The following is a 16,338-nucleotide window of genomic DNA, read 5'->3' as shown; positions in this document are numbered from 1 at the left end:
CCGTATTGGGGTGGTTAGGACTGAATTAATTCGCCAATTTGAAAATTTTTGCTGTCACTCCCAGGCTTTCTTCAAAAAGTGACTCGCGACCCCAGCGTTGCACCTGCTGACTTAGCAAAGCTTCCGCCTTTTGTTCCGAAAGTGAAGTCACCTGTTGAAACAGACCGGCAGATTGAGCGCCACCGTGGGTTTCCATCCGCATACAACCACCAGTTTCTGAGCAGATAACTGTACCACAGTCTGCCTGGAGATTTGTCGAACTGAGGCGCAAGGCAATCAAGTCACCAACAATATCGCCTACATCAGCAACTGGAACTCCTGCTAACTCTGCTTCTACTTGTCGCTGCTCTTGAGCAATAAAACGGATGCGAGTGATGTCATAATCACCGCTTTCCTTTTCATAAGAAACTGGCTGCCATTGCAACCGACTTGCCAGCCAACCCAAAAACAGCAAAGCTTGGGCTGGATTGCCTTTTTCGTAATCAATCGTAACGCGGTCAATTTCTTTGAGGGCGGCGCGACGGTTAGGTGAGTCGTAAGCCTCAGCTGTCAATTCTTGCCATGATGCGAGGCGACGCCAGTTCAAGTCAGCTAAAGGTACACCCGTTTCTACCAACTCTTGTAAGTGAAGTAAATCACTTTCTGGCTCGTTGAAGTTGCAAGAATCTACAATCACATTATTGCAGACTGCTGCTAGGCGCTTAAATAGACCGTTGTTAGGGTCTGGTGTTGCCTTCCACCAGAGAAACTTTGGCAAGCCGCCAATTAACAAGGCCGGAATCATACCACCGATGCGTTCTAAGGCAGCAGCAGTTCCACTGAGAGTGATATATTCGCAGCAGATAAGTGTGCTTGACGATTGCTTTTGGATGGGGCAATAGGCAGAAACTTGAGCCTTAACCCCTTCATCTTCGCCAGCAATGGGAAATAGCGCAATGATGCGGCAGGGGTTGCGGAGAGCGATTTCATCGGCAATTCTGGGGCTGCCACCACTTAACCCAGCAATAGCGTGTTCTCCACCAGTCCCAACTCGCTGACCTTTAGCGAATTCTTCTCGTAATATTGTCAGAGTTTCTTGTGTTGCTGTTCCAGTTTCTGGCAGTTTATGTTTCTTTTGGAATTCCCGCAATGCTGCCACCATCTGTGGCCCTAAAATCCCATCAATTGGGCCGTTGTAAAATCCCAAAGCAGCCAACAAATACTGAGTTTCTTCTGGTTCGTAGACCACTAAAGTAAATGTTGTTGCCCTAGTAGCACTGGGAAGTCCACCGTCCTCGCCAGTAATGCCGTAGCTTTGCCAAATTTGATTGAGTTCGGCATCTATTTCGTTAAGCGAAATATCTTTTGGTGCCTGGAGCGAGAAAATTGTAGAAGTTTGGGTAGGCATAGGAGATTTTGGATTTTGGATTTTGGATTTTGGATTTGAGATTTTGGATTTTGGATTTGAGATTAAGAACTAGTAATTTTGTAATTAGTAATTGGTAATAGTTTTTCATATTCCCTATTACCTATTATCTATTTCCTATTTCACCGCCCCCAATCTAAAATCTAAAATCTAAAATCTAAAATTCTACAGTCTGCGCCAGCGACGGCCATCCTGGTTAATTAAGAGTTCTGCTTGTTCTGGCTCCCAAGTACCGGCTTCGTACTGAGGAATAGTATTAGGATCGGCGGGTGCATCCCAAACGGAAAGGGCTGGTGTTACTACTTGCCAAGCTGCTTCTACTTCATCGGCGCGTGTGAACAATGTTTGATCGCCCATCATACAATCAAGGAATAAGCGATCGTAGGCATCGGATGTTGCTTGGATGCCAAAGGAACCATAACTAAAGTCCATATCAACGGAACGGGTGCGGAATTCTGCCCCCGGCATTTTCACATCAAAACGCAGGGAAATACCTTCATTTGGCTGAATCCGCATCGTCAAAATATTGGCGTTTGTCTGCTGGGCGGCCGATTGGAACATCCGAGATGGAACTTCGCGGAAGTGGATGGCAATCTCACTCACTTTTTTCGGCATCCGCTTTCCGGTACGCAAGTAGAAAGGAACACCTTTCCAGCGCCAGTTGTCTACCAAAAACTTCATCGCTACATAAGTAGGTGTGGTGGAGTTGGGGTCAACGCCTGGTTCTGTCCGATACCCTGGCACTGCTTGACCTTTCATCCAGCCAGCACTGTATTGCCCACGCACTGCTGACCGCGACAGATTGTGAACATCAGCTAAACGAGTAGCTTGGAGTACCTTCACTTTTTCTGTGCGGATGCTATCGGCATCCATTGCGTTTGGTGCTTCCATCGCCGTTAAGCAGTAAAGTTGCATGAGGTGATTTTGCAACATATCCCGCAGTGCGCCGGCGCTTTCATAGTAACCAGCCCGGTCTTCTACGCCTACGGTTTCTGCTACGGTAATTTGTACGTGGTCAACAAATTGACGATTCCACAAGGGTTCAAAAATCGCATTGGCAAAGCGAAACACCAGCAAATTCTGGACTGTTTCTTTACCTAAGTAGTGGTCAATGCGGTATACTTGGTTTTCTTTGCAATATTTCTGTACCACTTGGTTAAGACTTTGGGCAGAAGCCAAATCCCGACCAAAGGGTTTTTCAACTACTAGACGATGTTTGTAGGGATCTTCTAGCATCCCGCCGCTTCCTAGCTGCTTAATCGCTTCAGGAAAGAATGAAGGAGCAACGGAGAGGTAGAACATGCGATTACCTCGCGTGCCCCGTTTTTCGTCTAATTCAGTCAATAAGGTTTTTAGTTTTTTGTAGCTTTCGGGGTTGTCTATATCCCCAGGGCTGTAGAACAGACCTTGTGAGAAGTCTTGCCAAAGTTCCCCTAAATCGACATCAGGATGTGCCTCTTCCATGCCCTTCTGCATTTGTTCGCGGAAGTATTCATGGCTCCATTCTCGACGCGCTACGCCGACAATAGTAGTTTCTGGTGGTATCCGCCGTTCTCGCCGCAGTTTGTAAAGTGCTGGCACTAGTTTGCGCCAGGTGAGATCACCAGAAGCGCCAAAGATAACTATAATCTGGGGTTCGGGCATCCCTTGTTGTTGCAGACCAACGCGCAAGGGATTTTCTAGCAGACTAACCATAGGAATTTTGGGTTTTGGGTTTTGGGTTTTGGATTGGGCATGGGGCATTGGGCATTGGGCATGGAGAAGAGGCAGAGGGGCGGAGTGCTGCTCTTGCAGAGGAGAAAATTCTTCTCCCTTGCTCCCTGCTCCCCTGCTTCTTCCCCACTCCCCACTCCCCAGTCCCTACACTGGTGACAATACCTTGATCTTGTCTTCTAAAGAGTTCATCAAGGACTGGAAGGGCTGAATGAACTTGTCGATACCTTCATCTAATAGTTCATCCATTACGGTATCGAGGTCGATGTTGATGTCGGCATCTTTGAGGTTTTCGATCAGCGTGTAAGCTTTATCTACATCTGTTTCTAAGCGATCGCTTACATTACAATGATCGGCACAAGCTTTTATTGTCGCTGGTGGTACGGTGTTAACAGTATCTCGCCCTATCAACTCTTCGATATACATCACGTCGTTGTAGTGGGGGTCTTTGGTGCTAGTACTAGCCCAAAGTAGCCGTTGTACTGTGGCTCCTTTTTCTGCCAAGGCTTTCCAACGCTCACTTCTAACGATCTTCTTGTATTCCTGGTAGGCTACCTTGGCGTTAGCGATCGCTACTTTCCCCTTAACAGCTCTTAGCTTTGCTTCTACGGAAATATCATCAATGCCTTTTTTCAACTTAGCATCAATTTTGCCATCAACGTTACTATCGATCCGGCTGAGGAAGAAGCTAGCGACTGAAGCAATTTTACTGATGTCTTTACCTTCAGCCAGCCGTTTTTCTAAGCCCCGAATATAAGCCCAAGCTGTGTTTACGTAGCTTTCTACAGAAAACAGCAACGTAATATTAACATTCATTCCCTCGGCTATTACCTGCTCCACTGCTGGCAAACCAGGTTTTGTACCGGGAATTTTAATCATCAGATTTTCCCGACCAATTTCTTGGAAATAGCGCCGAGCTTCGCTGATTGTGGCTTCCGTATCATGGGCGATGGTTGGCGGTACTTCAATACTCACATAACCATCTAGTCTATTCGAGGCTTCATAAACAGGGCGTAATATATCACAAGCATTACGGATATCTGCAAAAACTAGGGATTCGTAAATTTCCTGTATTTGTAAGCCAGCACGAACTCCGGCTTCTATATCAGCATCATAAATGACATTACCTGCGATCGCTTTTTCAAAGATAGCTGGGTTAGAAGTAATCCCAGATATACCTTGATTTTCAACCATGTCTTTGAGTTCACCTGATTGAATAATGTCACGAGTCAAGTTATCCATCCAGATACTTTGACCGTATTGGTTAATTTCTAGTAGATGATTGGTAGACATAGCTAGTTTATTTCACTCCTGTATTGTGATGCTTCTAAGTAAAGTTGGCAAAACGCATCAAATTATTGATGGTTACTTTTGAATTGTGGCGTTGCCAATCACTTATCGCATCGGCCAGCTGAGATAATCCTTAATTGATCTTCAAAAAAGCGCTATTTTGCATCCCCAATCTTAAATCACCATGATTAACGTTTAATTAATGGCAGATGAGAGTACAGCACAGAGAAAATAAGTCACCCTTACAAAACGTCTAAAACCCTTACGTAACAGGAATTACGAATTACGTTAGCGTAGCGGTAGCGAGTCCGCGTACTCTTTCAGAGAAGCAAGCTACGCTTTTAGCGTCTCGTAGAGAGCATCATTACGAATTATCTTCCTAGTGTCCGTTTTGAATAAAAGACTCCACCTTTGCTACATCTTCTTTGCTACCAATAATCAAAGGTGTGCGCTGATGCAGTTTTTTCGGCACAACATCCAAAATATCCATCAGGCCTGTAGTCGCACGACCCCCTGCTTGCTCAATCAAAAAGGCGAGAGGAGCGGTTTCATAAAGCAAGCGCAATTTTCCTTCTGGATTTTGAATTGTGCCTGGGTAGAGAAACACACCACCTTGAACCAAAATTCTGTGGATATCGCTTACCATTGCGCCACTATAACGAGCGCTGTAGCCTTCTGTGCGATGAACGTAGCGGATATATTCTCGAATTGATTCTTCCCACTGCCAGAAGTTACCTTCGTTCACACTGTAAACAGACCCGTGGTTAGGAATGCGAATATTTTCTTCTGTGAGAATAAATTCCCCTAAGCTGGGATCAAGGACAAAGGAATGAACGCCCTTACCTATAGTATAAACCAGCATCGTGCAGGGGCCATACAGGATATATCCAGCAGCGAGTTGCTTACGTCCATTGGTGAGAAGGTCGCTTGCCTTACCATCGCTATCAGTTCCTTCTTGTTGGCGAATGGCAAAAATGGAACCCAAGCTGAGATTATTATCAGTGTTGGATGAGCCATCAATTGGGTCATACAGCAGAGTGTAACGTCCAATGGGGCAATTTTCGGGGATGTAGTAGGGTTTTTCCATTTCCTCAGAAGCGAGGCGACAGACTAAACCGCTTTGCTTAAACACTGAGATAAACACATCATTGGCATAGATATCCATCTTTTTGACGGATTCTCCTTGTACATTCACTTCCCCAGTAAATCCGAGAACGCCTTCCATTAAACCAGCGCGACTCATGCGACGAGCAACCAGTTTGCCGGCAAGGGCGATGCGATTCATTAGCGCACTTAAATCTTGTGCATCTGGCGAAAAACTCTGAAGTTGTTGTAGAACGTGACGAGATAAGGTTGTACAATCACGATCTAGAGCTAAGTCTGTAATTTCGTTGACAGATAAGTCTAAAGATTCTGGCGCTTTAGCCATTTTTATGTTCTCCGCAGCCACAGCTGTTAATTGGGTTTTATTCGTGTATGGCAACTTATAGTTGCTGCTTCTATCTTAGAAAGGTAATTTGATAACTTAGATGCGACTTTAGATAAACTAAAGAATTGACAGTCTCAGGGCTAAACCCACTCGTGCCGCTTCCTTCCCAGGTCTAAAGACACTGAGTTTGCCGCATCCCGCATATCATATAAATCTTCCGTGGCCCGATGTCCAGAGTTAAAGATGCATAGTCAATCTGAGCAAGTTCTGATAAAATAGAAGGTCTTGGGCGATTGGCACAGGGGTAGCGCACATCCTTCACACGGATGGGGTCACTGGTTCAAATCCAGTATCGCCCACTTAAGTAATATAAAAAGTTTCAATTAACCAAATATCCTTCAGCTAGAGCGCCAGTCCAGTAGAAAATATTGACAAATTAATTAGACTGTGATGCAGATAAAATGGAGAATTCTTGTGGTCTAGTGTGGGACATACGAGCGAGGACATGAAGATTGTGAACAACAGCCATTCTTCGGAGGTCAAAAAGGTTTTTGCGTAGTCCAATATAGCGAGATTTGTCTGTTTGCCACTGACCAATATGAGCTAAACTATGCTCAACACTGACACGTTCACGGAGTTTGGCGCGTCCGGCCACAGTAGTTTGGCGCTGACGCAGTTCCACAAGTAAGGATTCATCAGGATGAATGGAAATACTGCGACTATTTTTGCTAGTCGTACATTGAGAACGGATGGGACAAGCATCACATTCATGTTTAGGAAAGTGGACAATACCCCCTTCATGAAATGGTAAAGTGACTCCATTTGGGCAACGAATCAAATGGGTTTCCCAATCAAGAACAAAAGCATTTTTATCAAATAGTTTACCGTTGCGTACTTTCCATGCCTTGCAAATAATAGCCAGATCAGATGTGCGCTGTTTAACCCAATGGCTGGTTAAATATGCACGGTCAATATGTAATTCTTTAATAGTTACGTGTTGTTGTTTTAAATCTGCTTCAATATCTAAAGTTACTGATGCTTCAGGTGCGTTAGCTCTAGTAACACCAACAGCCCTAATCATTTCTAATTCTAAATCCTTGGCAATATGGCGTTTATAACCATCAAACTTTTGACTACGGCTTTTACGTCCATGTCGCATATCCTCATCTTCAATAGAAATACGTCTGTCTTTGGCAACACCATTACGGAGCTTTGGGGAAGCATCTGATTCCTCCTCCACATCTTGTGTCTCAATTTGTCGTGCAATTGCCAGATTTTGATTGACAAGGCTTGTGGTTAAATCGGACAAATCGGTTTTTTGATTAACCAAAAACTCCACTGAGCTCAACGTTTGTAAAATTGTCGATAATGCCACCTTCCTAGATTCTGGGTCATCCCAATCTAAATCTAGAGCCGCTTTCAGGCTGGTTTTAGCGACAATTTCTGCTCCCATATTTGCCGCAAGGCTTTCTAAACTTTCTTGAGTATTTTCAGAGATTATTTCTAATGCTTTTCGCAACGCATGACCTAACAAATTATATGTATCTTCAACTCTTGCTGCGCCCCATAATGGACTTGAATCTAATGCTATTTTTAGGGAATGTGAATTATAACCTCCTCGAATTTTTGCCATTTCAATTGTTTTTTCGATTAACCGTCTGTCCAAAGATTTTGATATTAACAACGCCCTGAATCTTACTAGTGTTCCTTTTCCAAATGGGGCTTTTTCACAATCCAGGCAATCCAAAACTATCTGCCATCTTCTATCCATTTCTATGGCTTCTATTGCCTCGTCATCTGATACTCCTGTATATGCTTGAAGAATAATAAATAGTGCCAATTGTGCTGGTGGTACTGGGCATAATCCCACACTACTATCCTTAAACATCGTTGCTAATTCTAACTGAAAATCTGAGTCAAATAGTTCGTGGCGTATCTGTCTCAAAAATCCGAACAACTTGGCTTTACGTATACGTTTTACTACTTTTTCTTCTGCAAGTGATAATTCAATGGGAGGATTCCAGAATGAGGGACGCATCTTTTATACACTCCTAATACTGCGCTCTTCAATATTAGCCTCTGCAAAAACTGTACTTTTTGTCAATTACTTCTACTGGACTGGCGCTCTAGAGTATGCCATTGCTGAACTGTATTCGTTACTCAGTTTAGTGGCGGCATATAAACTGGCGTTTGAAAACGCGCTCTAGCCTGTAAATATACGTATGGAGCTAGATGAGGCTTAAATTATATCAGCGAAATATTACTGTAATTTTTGAAGGTTTATATATACATAAATAATTCATTTCAGAGGATTTACGGTAACAATAAGCAGAGCGATCGCGGTACTTTAAATTCAATAAATCTTACTATTGTCAGGTTAAAAAACCCAGAAAGTATGACAGGTAAACAATGTAGGAATCCTAATTATTACCCGATCCTAGTCTACAAGTGATACGTTAAAACTCTGAAGAATGCCGAATGTGTTCTGCTTTAGAGTATGAGAAGCCATCTACTAGGCGTATGTGCGCGCGTCTCAGAGGTTTTAGGCTAAAAACCTCTTCCTTCGGACTTCCGGCTTCGCTGAAGACTTAGGCAGTGTATAGGTTTTGATGATGGAACTTTTAAATAATTTTTTCTCTACTAACCAGTTTATCCCCCACGGACATTGCTATCTCTGGAAACCAGGATTAGTTTGGTTGCATTTGGTTTCAGATGTATTAACTGGATTTGCTTATTATTCAATTCCAGTGATGTTGATTTATTTTGTCCGTAAACGACGAGATGTACCTTTCGACTGGATATTTCTCATGTTTGGCACATTCATCGTTGCTTGTGGCACTACCCATTTGATGGATGTTTGGACGCTTTGGCATCCTACCTATTGGCTATCAGGGTTACTCAAAGCTATCACCGCTTTTATCTCCGTATTGACGGCTGTAGAGCTTGTGCCATTAATGCCAAAAGTGCTGGCTCTACCGAGTCCTGCTGAACTAGAGGCTGCAAACTGCCAACTAGCCAGGGAAATTGCTGAACGCATACGGACTGAGGAGGTTTTGAGAGAAAGTGAACAACGCTGGCAATTAGCTTTGCGCGGCAATAATGATGGGATTTGGGACTGGAATGTTAAAACCAATGAAGTTTTCTTCTCACTTCGCTGGAAGGAAATGCTCGGTTACGAAGACTACGAAATTTCTAACCATTTAAATGAATGGATGACAAGAGTGCATCCGAATGATCTTGATTGGGTGAGACAAGTAATTCAAGATCACTTTGCTCAGAAAAAACCATTTTATATTACCGAGTATCGAATTAAATGTAAAGACGGCACTTATAAATGGATTTTAGATCGAGGCCAAGCACTGTGGAATGAAGATGGTAACGTCGTGCGGATGACAGGTACACACAAAGATATGACTGAGCATAAACAAGCAGAGGAGGCACTAAGTAGCCTGCTGGAACAACTAGAAAGCAAGGTTGAAGAACGGACAGAAGAGTTAACAATAATTAATCAATCACTACAGGCAGAAATTACTGAGCGACAGCGAATAGAAGAAGCATTGCGAGAGAGCGAACAGCGATTTCGGGCTGCATTCCATCAAGCTGCTGTTGGCATTGCCCATGTAGCAATAGATGGAAGCTGGTTGTTAGTTAATCAAAAGCTTTGCGATATTCTTGGTTACACACCTGAAGAAGTACAGTTGCTAACTTTTCAAGATATTACTCATCCTGATGATATTAACATCGACCTACAATATGTTGAGAAAATTTTAGCAGATAATATTCAAACTTACTCAATGGAAAAGCGTTATTTCCGCAAAGATAATTCTATCGTTTGGGTTAATCTCACCGTGTCTTTAATGCGCGAACCTACTGGGAAGCCAAAGTATTTTATTTCTGTAGTCGAAGATATTAGCGAACGGCAAGCCGCGCTGTGCGAACGCAAGCAGTGGGAGGAGCAAATTCAAGCATCACTTTTAGAAAAAGAGGTGTTATTAAAAGAAATTTACCATCGGGTCAAAAATAATTTACAGGTTATTTCCAGTTTGCTAAACTTGCAATCTGCCTATATTAAAGATAAAGACGATTTGGTAATATTCCAACAAAGCCAGCAACGGATTGCATCAATAGCTCTAGTTCACGAAAAATTGTATCAGTCTCAAGACTTGGCAAGAATTGATTTTGGTGAATATATTCAAGATTTGGTCGCAAGTTTATTTGCTGCTTATGAAGTGAATGAAGATGCGATCGCTCTAAGAATAAATATCGAGGAGCAAGTTTTTCTAGGTTTGGATACAGCAATTCCTTGTAGCTTAATCATCCATGAGCTTGTGTCTAATTCTTTAAAATATGCATTTACCAGAGATAATAATGGTACGATTAGTATCAAAATTGAAAAAATAATTAATAATAATTTAACATTGATAGTTAGTGATAACGGTATTGGCTTACCAGCAAACTTTGATTTTAAAAAACTAGCATCATTAGGCTGGGAGCTAGTAGATGCTTTAACCCATCAGCTAGCAGGAAATATCAATATTATAGGCGCTACTGGGGTAGAGTGTCAGATAACATTTCCTTTAACATAAATACATAATTAATAAAAAATGACAAACGCGAAAATTTTAGTTGTGGAAGACGAAGCTATTGTTGCCAAAGATTTACAATATCGACTTAGAAAATTTGGTTATAGAGTACCTGCTATCGCTTCTTCAGGAGAAGAAGCGATTAACATAGCAATAGAAATATCCCCAGATTTAGTGCTAATGGATATTAAGCTCAAAGGCTCAATGGATGGGATAGAAGCTGCTCAGGAAATCTATAAACATTTGGATATTCCAGTAATTTATTTGACTGCTTATGCCGACGAGAACACATTAGAACGAGCCAAGATAACTGAGCCGTTTGGCTACCTAATCAAACCTTTTAAAGAAAGAGAACTACAAACAAATATTGAAATAACTTTGACTAAACATGGTTTAGAAAGGGAATTAAAAGTTAATAAAAAATGGCTGGATGCACTTTTGAGAAGTATTGGCGATGGTGTGATTGCTAGTGATTTACAAGATTTGATAACTTTTATGAATCCGGTTGCTGAAAAGTTGACTGGATGGAAACAGCAAGAAGCTTGTGGCAGAAATTCATCAGAAGTATTTAATATTGCCAATGCCAAGACTCATAATCCTATTGGAAGTCCGATTATAAAAGTTCTTCAAGATGGTAGTATCGTTAATCTCCCCGCAGAAACTGTTTTGATTACTAAAGACGGCGCAGAAATACCAATTGATGACAGCGCTGCACCAATTAAAGATGACAAAGATAATATTACAGGCGCTGTACTAGTGTTTCGAGATACTACCGAGCGCAAACGAGCAATTGAGGCGCGTCAAAAGCAAATTGAGCAAGAGCAACTTGTGGTGCAATTGGAGGAGATAAATCAACTCAAAAATGACTTCTTGAATTTAGTTTCTCACGAACTGAGATCGCCTCTGAGTAATATGAAGATGATGATTCAAATAATACAAGCATCTCTGGGTACTGAGGAAGCTCAACGCTATCTAGAATTGATGGAAAGTGAGTGCGATCGCGAGCTAGGATTAATAAATAATTTACTAGATTTACAACGGCTAGAAAGCTCATCCTATCCGATTGTACCTGATGCATTGCTCTTACAACAGTGGTTAAGTTGGGTTATTGAGCCGTTTCAAATCCGTGTTCAAGAACATCAGCAAACTCTACAGCTGAATCTCCCTGCAAATCTTCCACCACTGCTCTCAGATAGTATTATTTTAGAACGAATTTTGGTAGAATTGCTTAATAACGCCTGTAAATACACACCTGCGGGTGGTGAAATTATCTTAAGTGTAAGTCACAATTCCTTAGAAGCGCCTGCAAAAACTATTATTACTATCAGTAATTCAGCAGAAATTCCGGTGACAGACTTACCACGAATCTTTGAGAAATTTTATCGCATCCCCAATGCAGACATCTGGAATCAAGGTGGTTCGGGATTAGGTTTACCTATAGTACAGAAATTAGTTGAACAACTGCAAGCAAACATTCAAGTAGAAAGTAGCAATGGATGGACAAAATTCACTTTTACATTAACTGATTTATAGATTTTTGGTTTCTATTATTTATAAAAATTTAAGTGAAACCCAACAAACCACCAGAAATGTTGGGTTTGGTTCCTTAACCCAAGCTTATTGACTTATGAATTACTTTGTCAAAAAAGTTGACATAGTAGTTTTAATGTATTACAGTATATTACATAAATAATGGGTTAAATTAAAAGACTTCCTAACTAGTACAGTATGGAGAAAATAAACTTACCATTTGTACACAATTAGTTAAATTTACGAAAAAGTTTTTCAAACTCTCCTACTTGCTACAAAATAACTCGATTAACGCTGCATAACTAATAAATATGGATTTTGACTATTTTAGAAGTAATGAAGGTACTCCGACAAATAATAGCCGACAAAGCTTGCTTGCTAGCGGTTGGCGACCGTTTAACCGAGAATTAGACTGGGGGTTTTTGTGGCAAATATTGTACAGTGACTCCCGCGAATTAACTCAAAAAAGTTTGAATTTAGCGAGTAATGTTGCTGATATTTTGGGACGGAATAATTATGCTTGGTGGGCTAATTTATTAAGTGTTGTATCTGAAAATACCCGCTACGAAGTTGAAAAGTTTTGGAATTACATCACGCCAGATCCTCAATCACCAGATCATCGCTACAAAGATGTTTTGAGTACGGAAACGCCCATCGTCCAATTTGTCAGTCGTAGTAGCATTCCCATTGATTATGTTCTTAATCGACTGCAAGAAATTACTGTATTGCGAGTTTTAGGTGTATTGGGTAATCCTGATATTATTACCCAGTATCACTCAGAAAGAGACTTTTATTTTCCTATAGATAGATTTATTAGCTGGGAACGCTTAGACGTTATTAATACTGTTTATGCTTACTGGGCGAAGGATGACGTTTGGTTGCAAATTGATCCTTACGATCGCGGGCGACGACAATATACTTTAATGGCGAAAAATCTCGCGCCACTAATTAACAAAGCAACTTACGACTTAGCAGTGATGCTGAGTGGATATCAAAGTCGTGTTGGCAAGGTGCATAGTCAATTTAACATTCGGACATTTCCCGCAGATATACAAAACTTTACTGATTCTGTACAGCAAGCGATTCTTAATCAAAACCAGTTAGCAGTTGTTGTGCATGGGCAACCAGGTACTGGTAAAACAGTCTGGACACAGGCAGTAGCAAAAGAAATTCTTGTACCTTTAGGGTATGTCATTTTTATTTTAGATCATGATGCGATCGCTAACTTTGTTCCACCGACTTACATAGAGCGTATTTGTATAGTTATTAACGAGGCTGATAATTTAGCGCAAAATCGTGCTTCTGAGGTAGCGCAATACAATAACAAAACCGAACACATTCTCAGTTTGCTGGATGGCACTTTGTATCAGAGTGTAATTGATGACTCTGGTATTCAGATGCAGCAAAGGTTAGTTGTCTTGATGACTTGCAACACCACTGAAAGATTAGATCCAGCCATGTTACGTAAAGGTAGGGTGGATTTAATATATGAGTTTACGCAACTATTTATATGAAGGAGGCAGAAGACAGGAGGAATACTGGTTTTCTTGTTGAACTAGACTACTCTCCATCTCAGTCTTAGCCTAAATAAAAATTGCTGTAAATTTACTTTCAGCAAAGTTGCACCTGTCTTTGCGATACGAGCTGATGTTCTTTGCGCCAAGCCTGGGAGGCAAGCCGTGATGTTGGCGAAACTGGCGGGAGAAATGAGACACATCTTGATAGCCTAATTCTTTCGCTATCTTTTCGACTGTCTGATTATTATTTTGCAGTAAAAAACGAGCTCCCGCCATCCGGCGTTTGACAATCCAGCAGTTTACAGTCTCTCCTGTCTGCCTTGCTACTCGGTTAGTTAGGTAAGCCGGTGAGTAACCAACGGCAACAGCCACATCACACAAAGTAATTCCTCGATGATAATGGGCTTCGATAAAGTCGAAAACTTCTTTCAATTGGGGAATGGACGGAAAGATTGACTTAGAAGGAATCCTGGCATCTCTGTCAGGGGGTTCTCTGTTAAGGGCTTCTTGATCAGAGACTACGGCAACACCTCTAGCGATCGCTGTAGTATTATGATCTGCAAAGGCTGATTTTGAAGCTTTCTCGAATTGCATAGAACATAAGTGTTGGAGAGTCGCTTGCTTTTGTAAGCGAATTGCGATCGCTCTGAGTAATTCGTCTAGTGTAGAAGGTTTAGTAAGATAGTCATCTGCTCCTAATTCCATAGCTTTACGAACATCTGCTTTGCTACTACTACCAGTCAGAAAAATGAAGGGAATAATTGCTGTAGCAGGATCTTGGCGTAGCCTTGCTAAAACGCTATAACCATCCATATCGGGCATCATGATATCGCAAATCACTAAGTTGGGTGTATACTCTTGTGCTTTCTGGATGCCTGCAAGACCATTGTTAGCACCTATTGTATCAAAACCTTTAGCCTTAAGACCTTTTAAATAAAGATCGCGGGTAACGTTATCATCTTCAATGACGAGAATTTTATTTGGCGATTCAGACATCATTTTTTATTCCTATAGATTTTTGCAGAAGCTGATTACTAAACTTTTTGGTGAGTATCTAAATAGGCATAAGATAAATTCCCTCGTTCCGGGAGTTATGATTGTTAGTTAATTAACAACTGTCTGGATTTAAACATTCATAACTCGGAACCAGTTTACTCTGATTTTATTAATGGCAGGATTACCGTAAACGTACTGCTTACACCAAGTTTACTTTCTACAAAAACTTGACCGTGATGTAAATCTACAAGGGTTTTAAGAATCGATAATCCTAGCCCAGTACCAGGTATATGATCAATATTAGTTCCACGGTAAAATGGCTCAAATATTCGTTGTTGATCTGCTAATGGAATGCCGATTCCCATGTCTTTCACCTGGAAAGTTAACTTGTCATTTTGGCAATATAATTTCAACTCAATTGCAATTTCTGAGGGAGAATACTTTCTTGCATTATCCAGCAAATTCTTCAATATAGGCTCTAACAGTTTTTTATCTATACAGGCTGTTATAGACTTATCTTGAGTTACAAAATTGATTGGTTTTTGGCTACCGCTCATCTGCATTTGGGCAACTAAATCATGACAAAACTGAACTAATTCAAGCGGTTTCGGTTCAAAGTTTAATTTTGCTGCTTCTGCCTTAGAGAAGAACAAAATATCATCCAACATCAGGCTCAGTTGTTCGGTGGCTTTTTGAATGTGATCGAGTAATGGTTGTATTTTTTTCTGTGTACGTTTGTCTACCTCTTCCTTAAGTAAACTATTAGAAAATGAAACAATATTTAGCGGAGTTCGGAATTGATGGCAAACCATAGAAAGAAAACGCGCTCTCAGTTCGCTAAGTTGTTTGGCTTGTTCTAGAGCTTGGTTAAGACCTAATTCTGCATATTTATAATCGGTAATATCGATACCTGCAATCATTTCTACTGGGTTTCCCCCAAAATCCAACCCTTCATCAAGCTTGGCAACTGAACAGGCTAGCCAGCGCTCTGTGCCATTTTTTGTTAAAATACTCATCTCCTGGTATTCAAAGTTAGCTGCTTCTTCTTGCTGACGTATCTGCCTGCGTTTTTTGCTTTTAATCAGTCGGCGAAGATCAAAACCCGTTAGCAGTTCCTCTTTTGTGTAGCCAGTGAGTTTCTCTACTGCTGGATTTATGTAGCAAAGTCGCGTGCCTTGAATCAGAAAAGTGCTGGTATCTGTAGTTTCTGCTAAAGTTCGAAATCTAGTTGCGTTCAATCGTAATGCTTCTTCAGTCTGTTTGGATTGAGTAATATCCCAAATACTCCACACTCTACCAATAATTTTGCCTTTGAGCCACTGAGGTTTAGAGTAGTGTGCAAAAACTCTCCCATCTTGCAACTCCAAAATATCATAGCTCTCGAAATCAGATTGGCTCGATACTTCCCAAATCAGGCGATTAAAGGCATCTGGATCTTTGAGTTGATTCTCAAAAAAGGCTTTGCATCGAGGACATTTCTTGGATAATATTAAGGACTCCGGGATCTGCCACATATCAACAAATTTCTGATTCAAGCTCAGAATATCTCCCTCAAAGTTAACTGCAACAATACCAATGCCAGTAGATTCGAGAGTAGAACGAAGCAAAGAAAGAGATGTTTCTAGTTCTACTTCTTTGGCCTTGAGTTGAGAAAATTCCTGTTGCAAATTATCTTTGGCATCCCTTAATTCATCAGTCCACTTTTGCACGCTTAGTTCTACTATTTCATCAGTCTTCTCACGCGCAAAGGCACAGCCAAATTCTATCTCTTTGTATTTGACATAGTTCATGGATATTTCTACTAAAAATATCCGACCTCCTTTTGTCCGGTAGCGAGATTTAAAGGTAACGGAACTCTGTGAGCTAATCTCTGAC

At 41.2% G+C, this 16,338-nt stretch carries 10 protein-coding genes and 1 tRNA gene; 4 read left to right on the top strand and 7 right to left on the bottom strand.

The features are described from left to right. Positions 1-25: 25 nt before the first annotated feature. The 4 genes from opcA to fbp all read right to left on the bottom strand — a co-directional run bounded on the left by opcA (position 26) and on the right by fbp (position 5,837). The gene (gene opcA / locus ANSO36C_RS00295) at positions 26-1,387 is read right to left on the bottom strand and encodes a glucose-6-phosphate dehydrogenase assembly protein OpcA (RefSeq protein ID WP_251957878.1); all 1,362 of its coding nucleotides are present in this window, start codon (positions 1,385-1,387) and stop codon (positions 26-28) included. Positions 1,388-1,570: 183 nt separating this feature from the next. Beyond that, the gene (gene zwf / locus ANSO36C_RS00290) at positions 1,571-3,100 is read right to left on the bottom strand and encodes a glucose-6-phosphate dehydrogenase (protein WP_251960487.1); all 1,530 of its coding nucleotides are present in this window, start codon (positions 3,098-3,100) and stop codon (positions 1,571-1,573) included. Between the two features lie 165 nt (positions 3,101-3,265). Next, the gene (gene tal, locus ANSO36C_RS00285; RefSeq protein ID WP_251957877.1) at positions 3,266-4,411 is read right to left on the bottom strand and encodes a transaldolase; all 1,146 of its coding nucleotides are present in this window, start codon (positions 4,409-4,411) and stop codon (positions 3,266-3,268) included. Between the two features lie 376 nt (positions 4,412-4,787). Continuing rightward, positions 4,788-5,837 (bottom strand): class 1 fructose-bisphosphatase, encoded by a 1,050-nt coding sequence (gene fbp / locus ANSO36C_RS00280; protein WP_251957876.1) that lies wholly within the window; start codon positions 5,835-5,837, stop codon positions 4,788-4,790. A gap of 287 nt (positions 5,838-6,124) precedes the next feature. Here fbp and ANSO36C_RS00275 point away from each other — a divergent pair. Then, positions 6,125-6,196 (top strand) — tRNA-Val (locus ANSO36C_RS00275). 77 nt (positions 6,197-6,273) lie between these two features. Here the strand turns inward: ANSO36C_RS00275 and ANSO36C_RS00270 are convergent. Further along, positions 6,274-7,875 carry an IS1182 family transposase gene (locus ANSO36C_RS00270; RefSeq protein WP_251957875.1) on the bottom strand — a complete coding sequence of 534 codons (1,602 nt, stop codon included), beginning with the start codon at positions 7,873-7,875 and terminating at the stop codon, positions 6,274-6,276. A gap of 571 nt (positions 7,876-8,446) precedes the next feature. Here ANSO36C_RS00270 and ANSO36C_RS00265 point away from each other — a divergent pair. The 3 genes from ANSO36C_RS00265 (at position 8,447) to ANSO36C_RS00255 (ending at position 13,464) form a co-directional block, all read left to right on the top strand. Then, entirely contained in the window at positions 8,447-10,423 is a 1,977-nt protein-coding gene (locus ANSO36C_RS00265; RefSeq protein WP_251957874.1) for a PAS domain S-box protein, read from the top strand. Positions 10,424-10,441: 18 nt separating this feature from the next. Then, positions 10,442-11,953 (top strand): hybrid sensor histidine kinase/response regulator, encoded by a 1,512-nt coding sequence (locus ANSO36C_RS00260; RefSeq protein ID WP_251957873.1) that lies wholly within the window; start codon positions 10,442-10,444, stop codon positions 11,951-11,953. A gap of 308 nt (positions 11,954-12,261) precedes the next feature. Then, complete coding sequence (locus tag ANSO36C_RS00255) at positions 12,262-13,464, top strand: AAA family ATPase (protein WP_251957872.1); 1,203 nt, start codon at positions 12,262-12,264, stop codon at positions 13,462-13,464. A 69-nt stretch (positions 13,465-13,533) separates the two neighbouring features. Here the strand turns inward: ANSO36C_RS00255 and ANSO36C_RS00250 are convergent, their stop codons facing one another. Then, positions 13,534-14,466: a response regulator transcription factor gene (locus ANSO36C_RS00250; RefSeq protein WP_251957871.1), complete on the bottom strand. Its 933-nt coding sequence runs from the start codon at positions 14,464-14,466 to the stop codon at positions 13,534-13,536. Between the two features lie 152 nt (positions 14,467-14,618). Further along, positions 14,619-16,331 carry a scytonemin biosynthesis sensor histidine kinase gene (locus ANSO36C_RS00245; RefSeq protein WP_410174741.1) on the bottom strand — a complete coding sequence of 571 codons (1,713 nt, stop codon included), beginning with the start codon at positions 16,329-16,331 and terminating at the stop codon, positions 14,619-14,621. Between the last annotated feature and the right edge of the window lie 7 nt (positions 16,332-16,338).

This window comes from Nostoc cf. commune SO-36 (assembly GCF_023734775.1).
Taxonomy (GTDB): Bacteria; Cyanobacteriota; Cyanobacteriia; order Cyanobacteriales; family Nostocaceae; genus Nostoc; species Nostoc commune_A.
The sequence above is the reverse complement of the archived record's forward strand: the minus strand, read 5'-3'. Positions and strand labels throughout refer to the sequence as shown.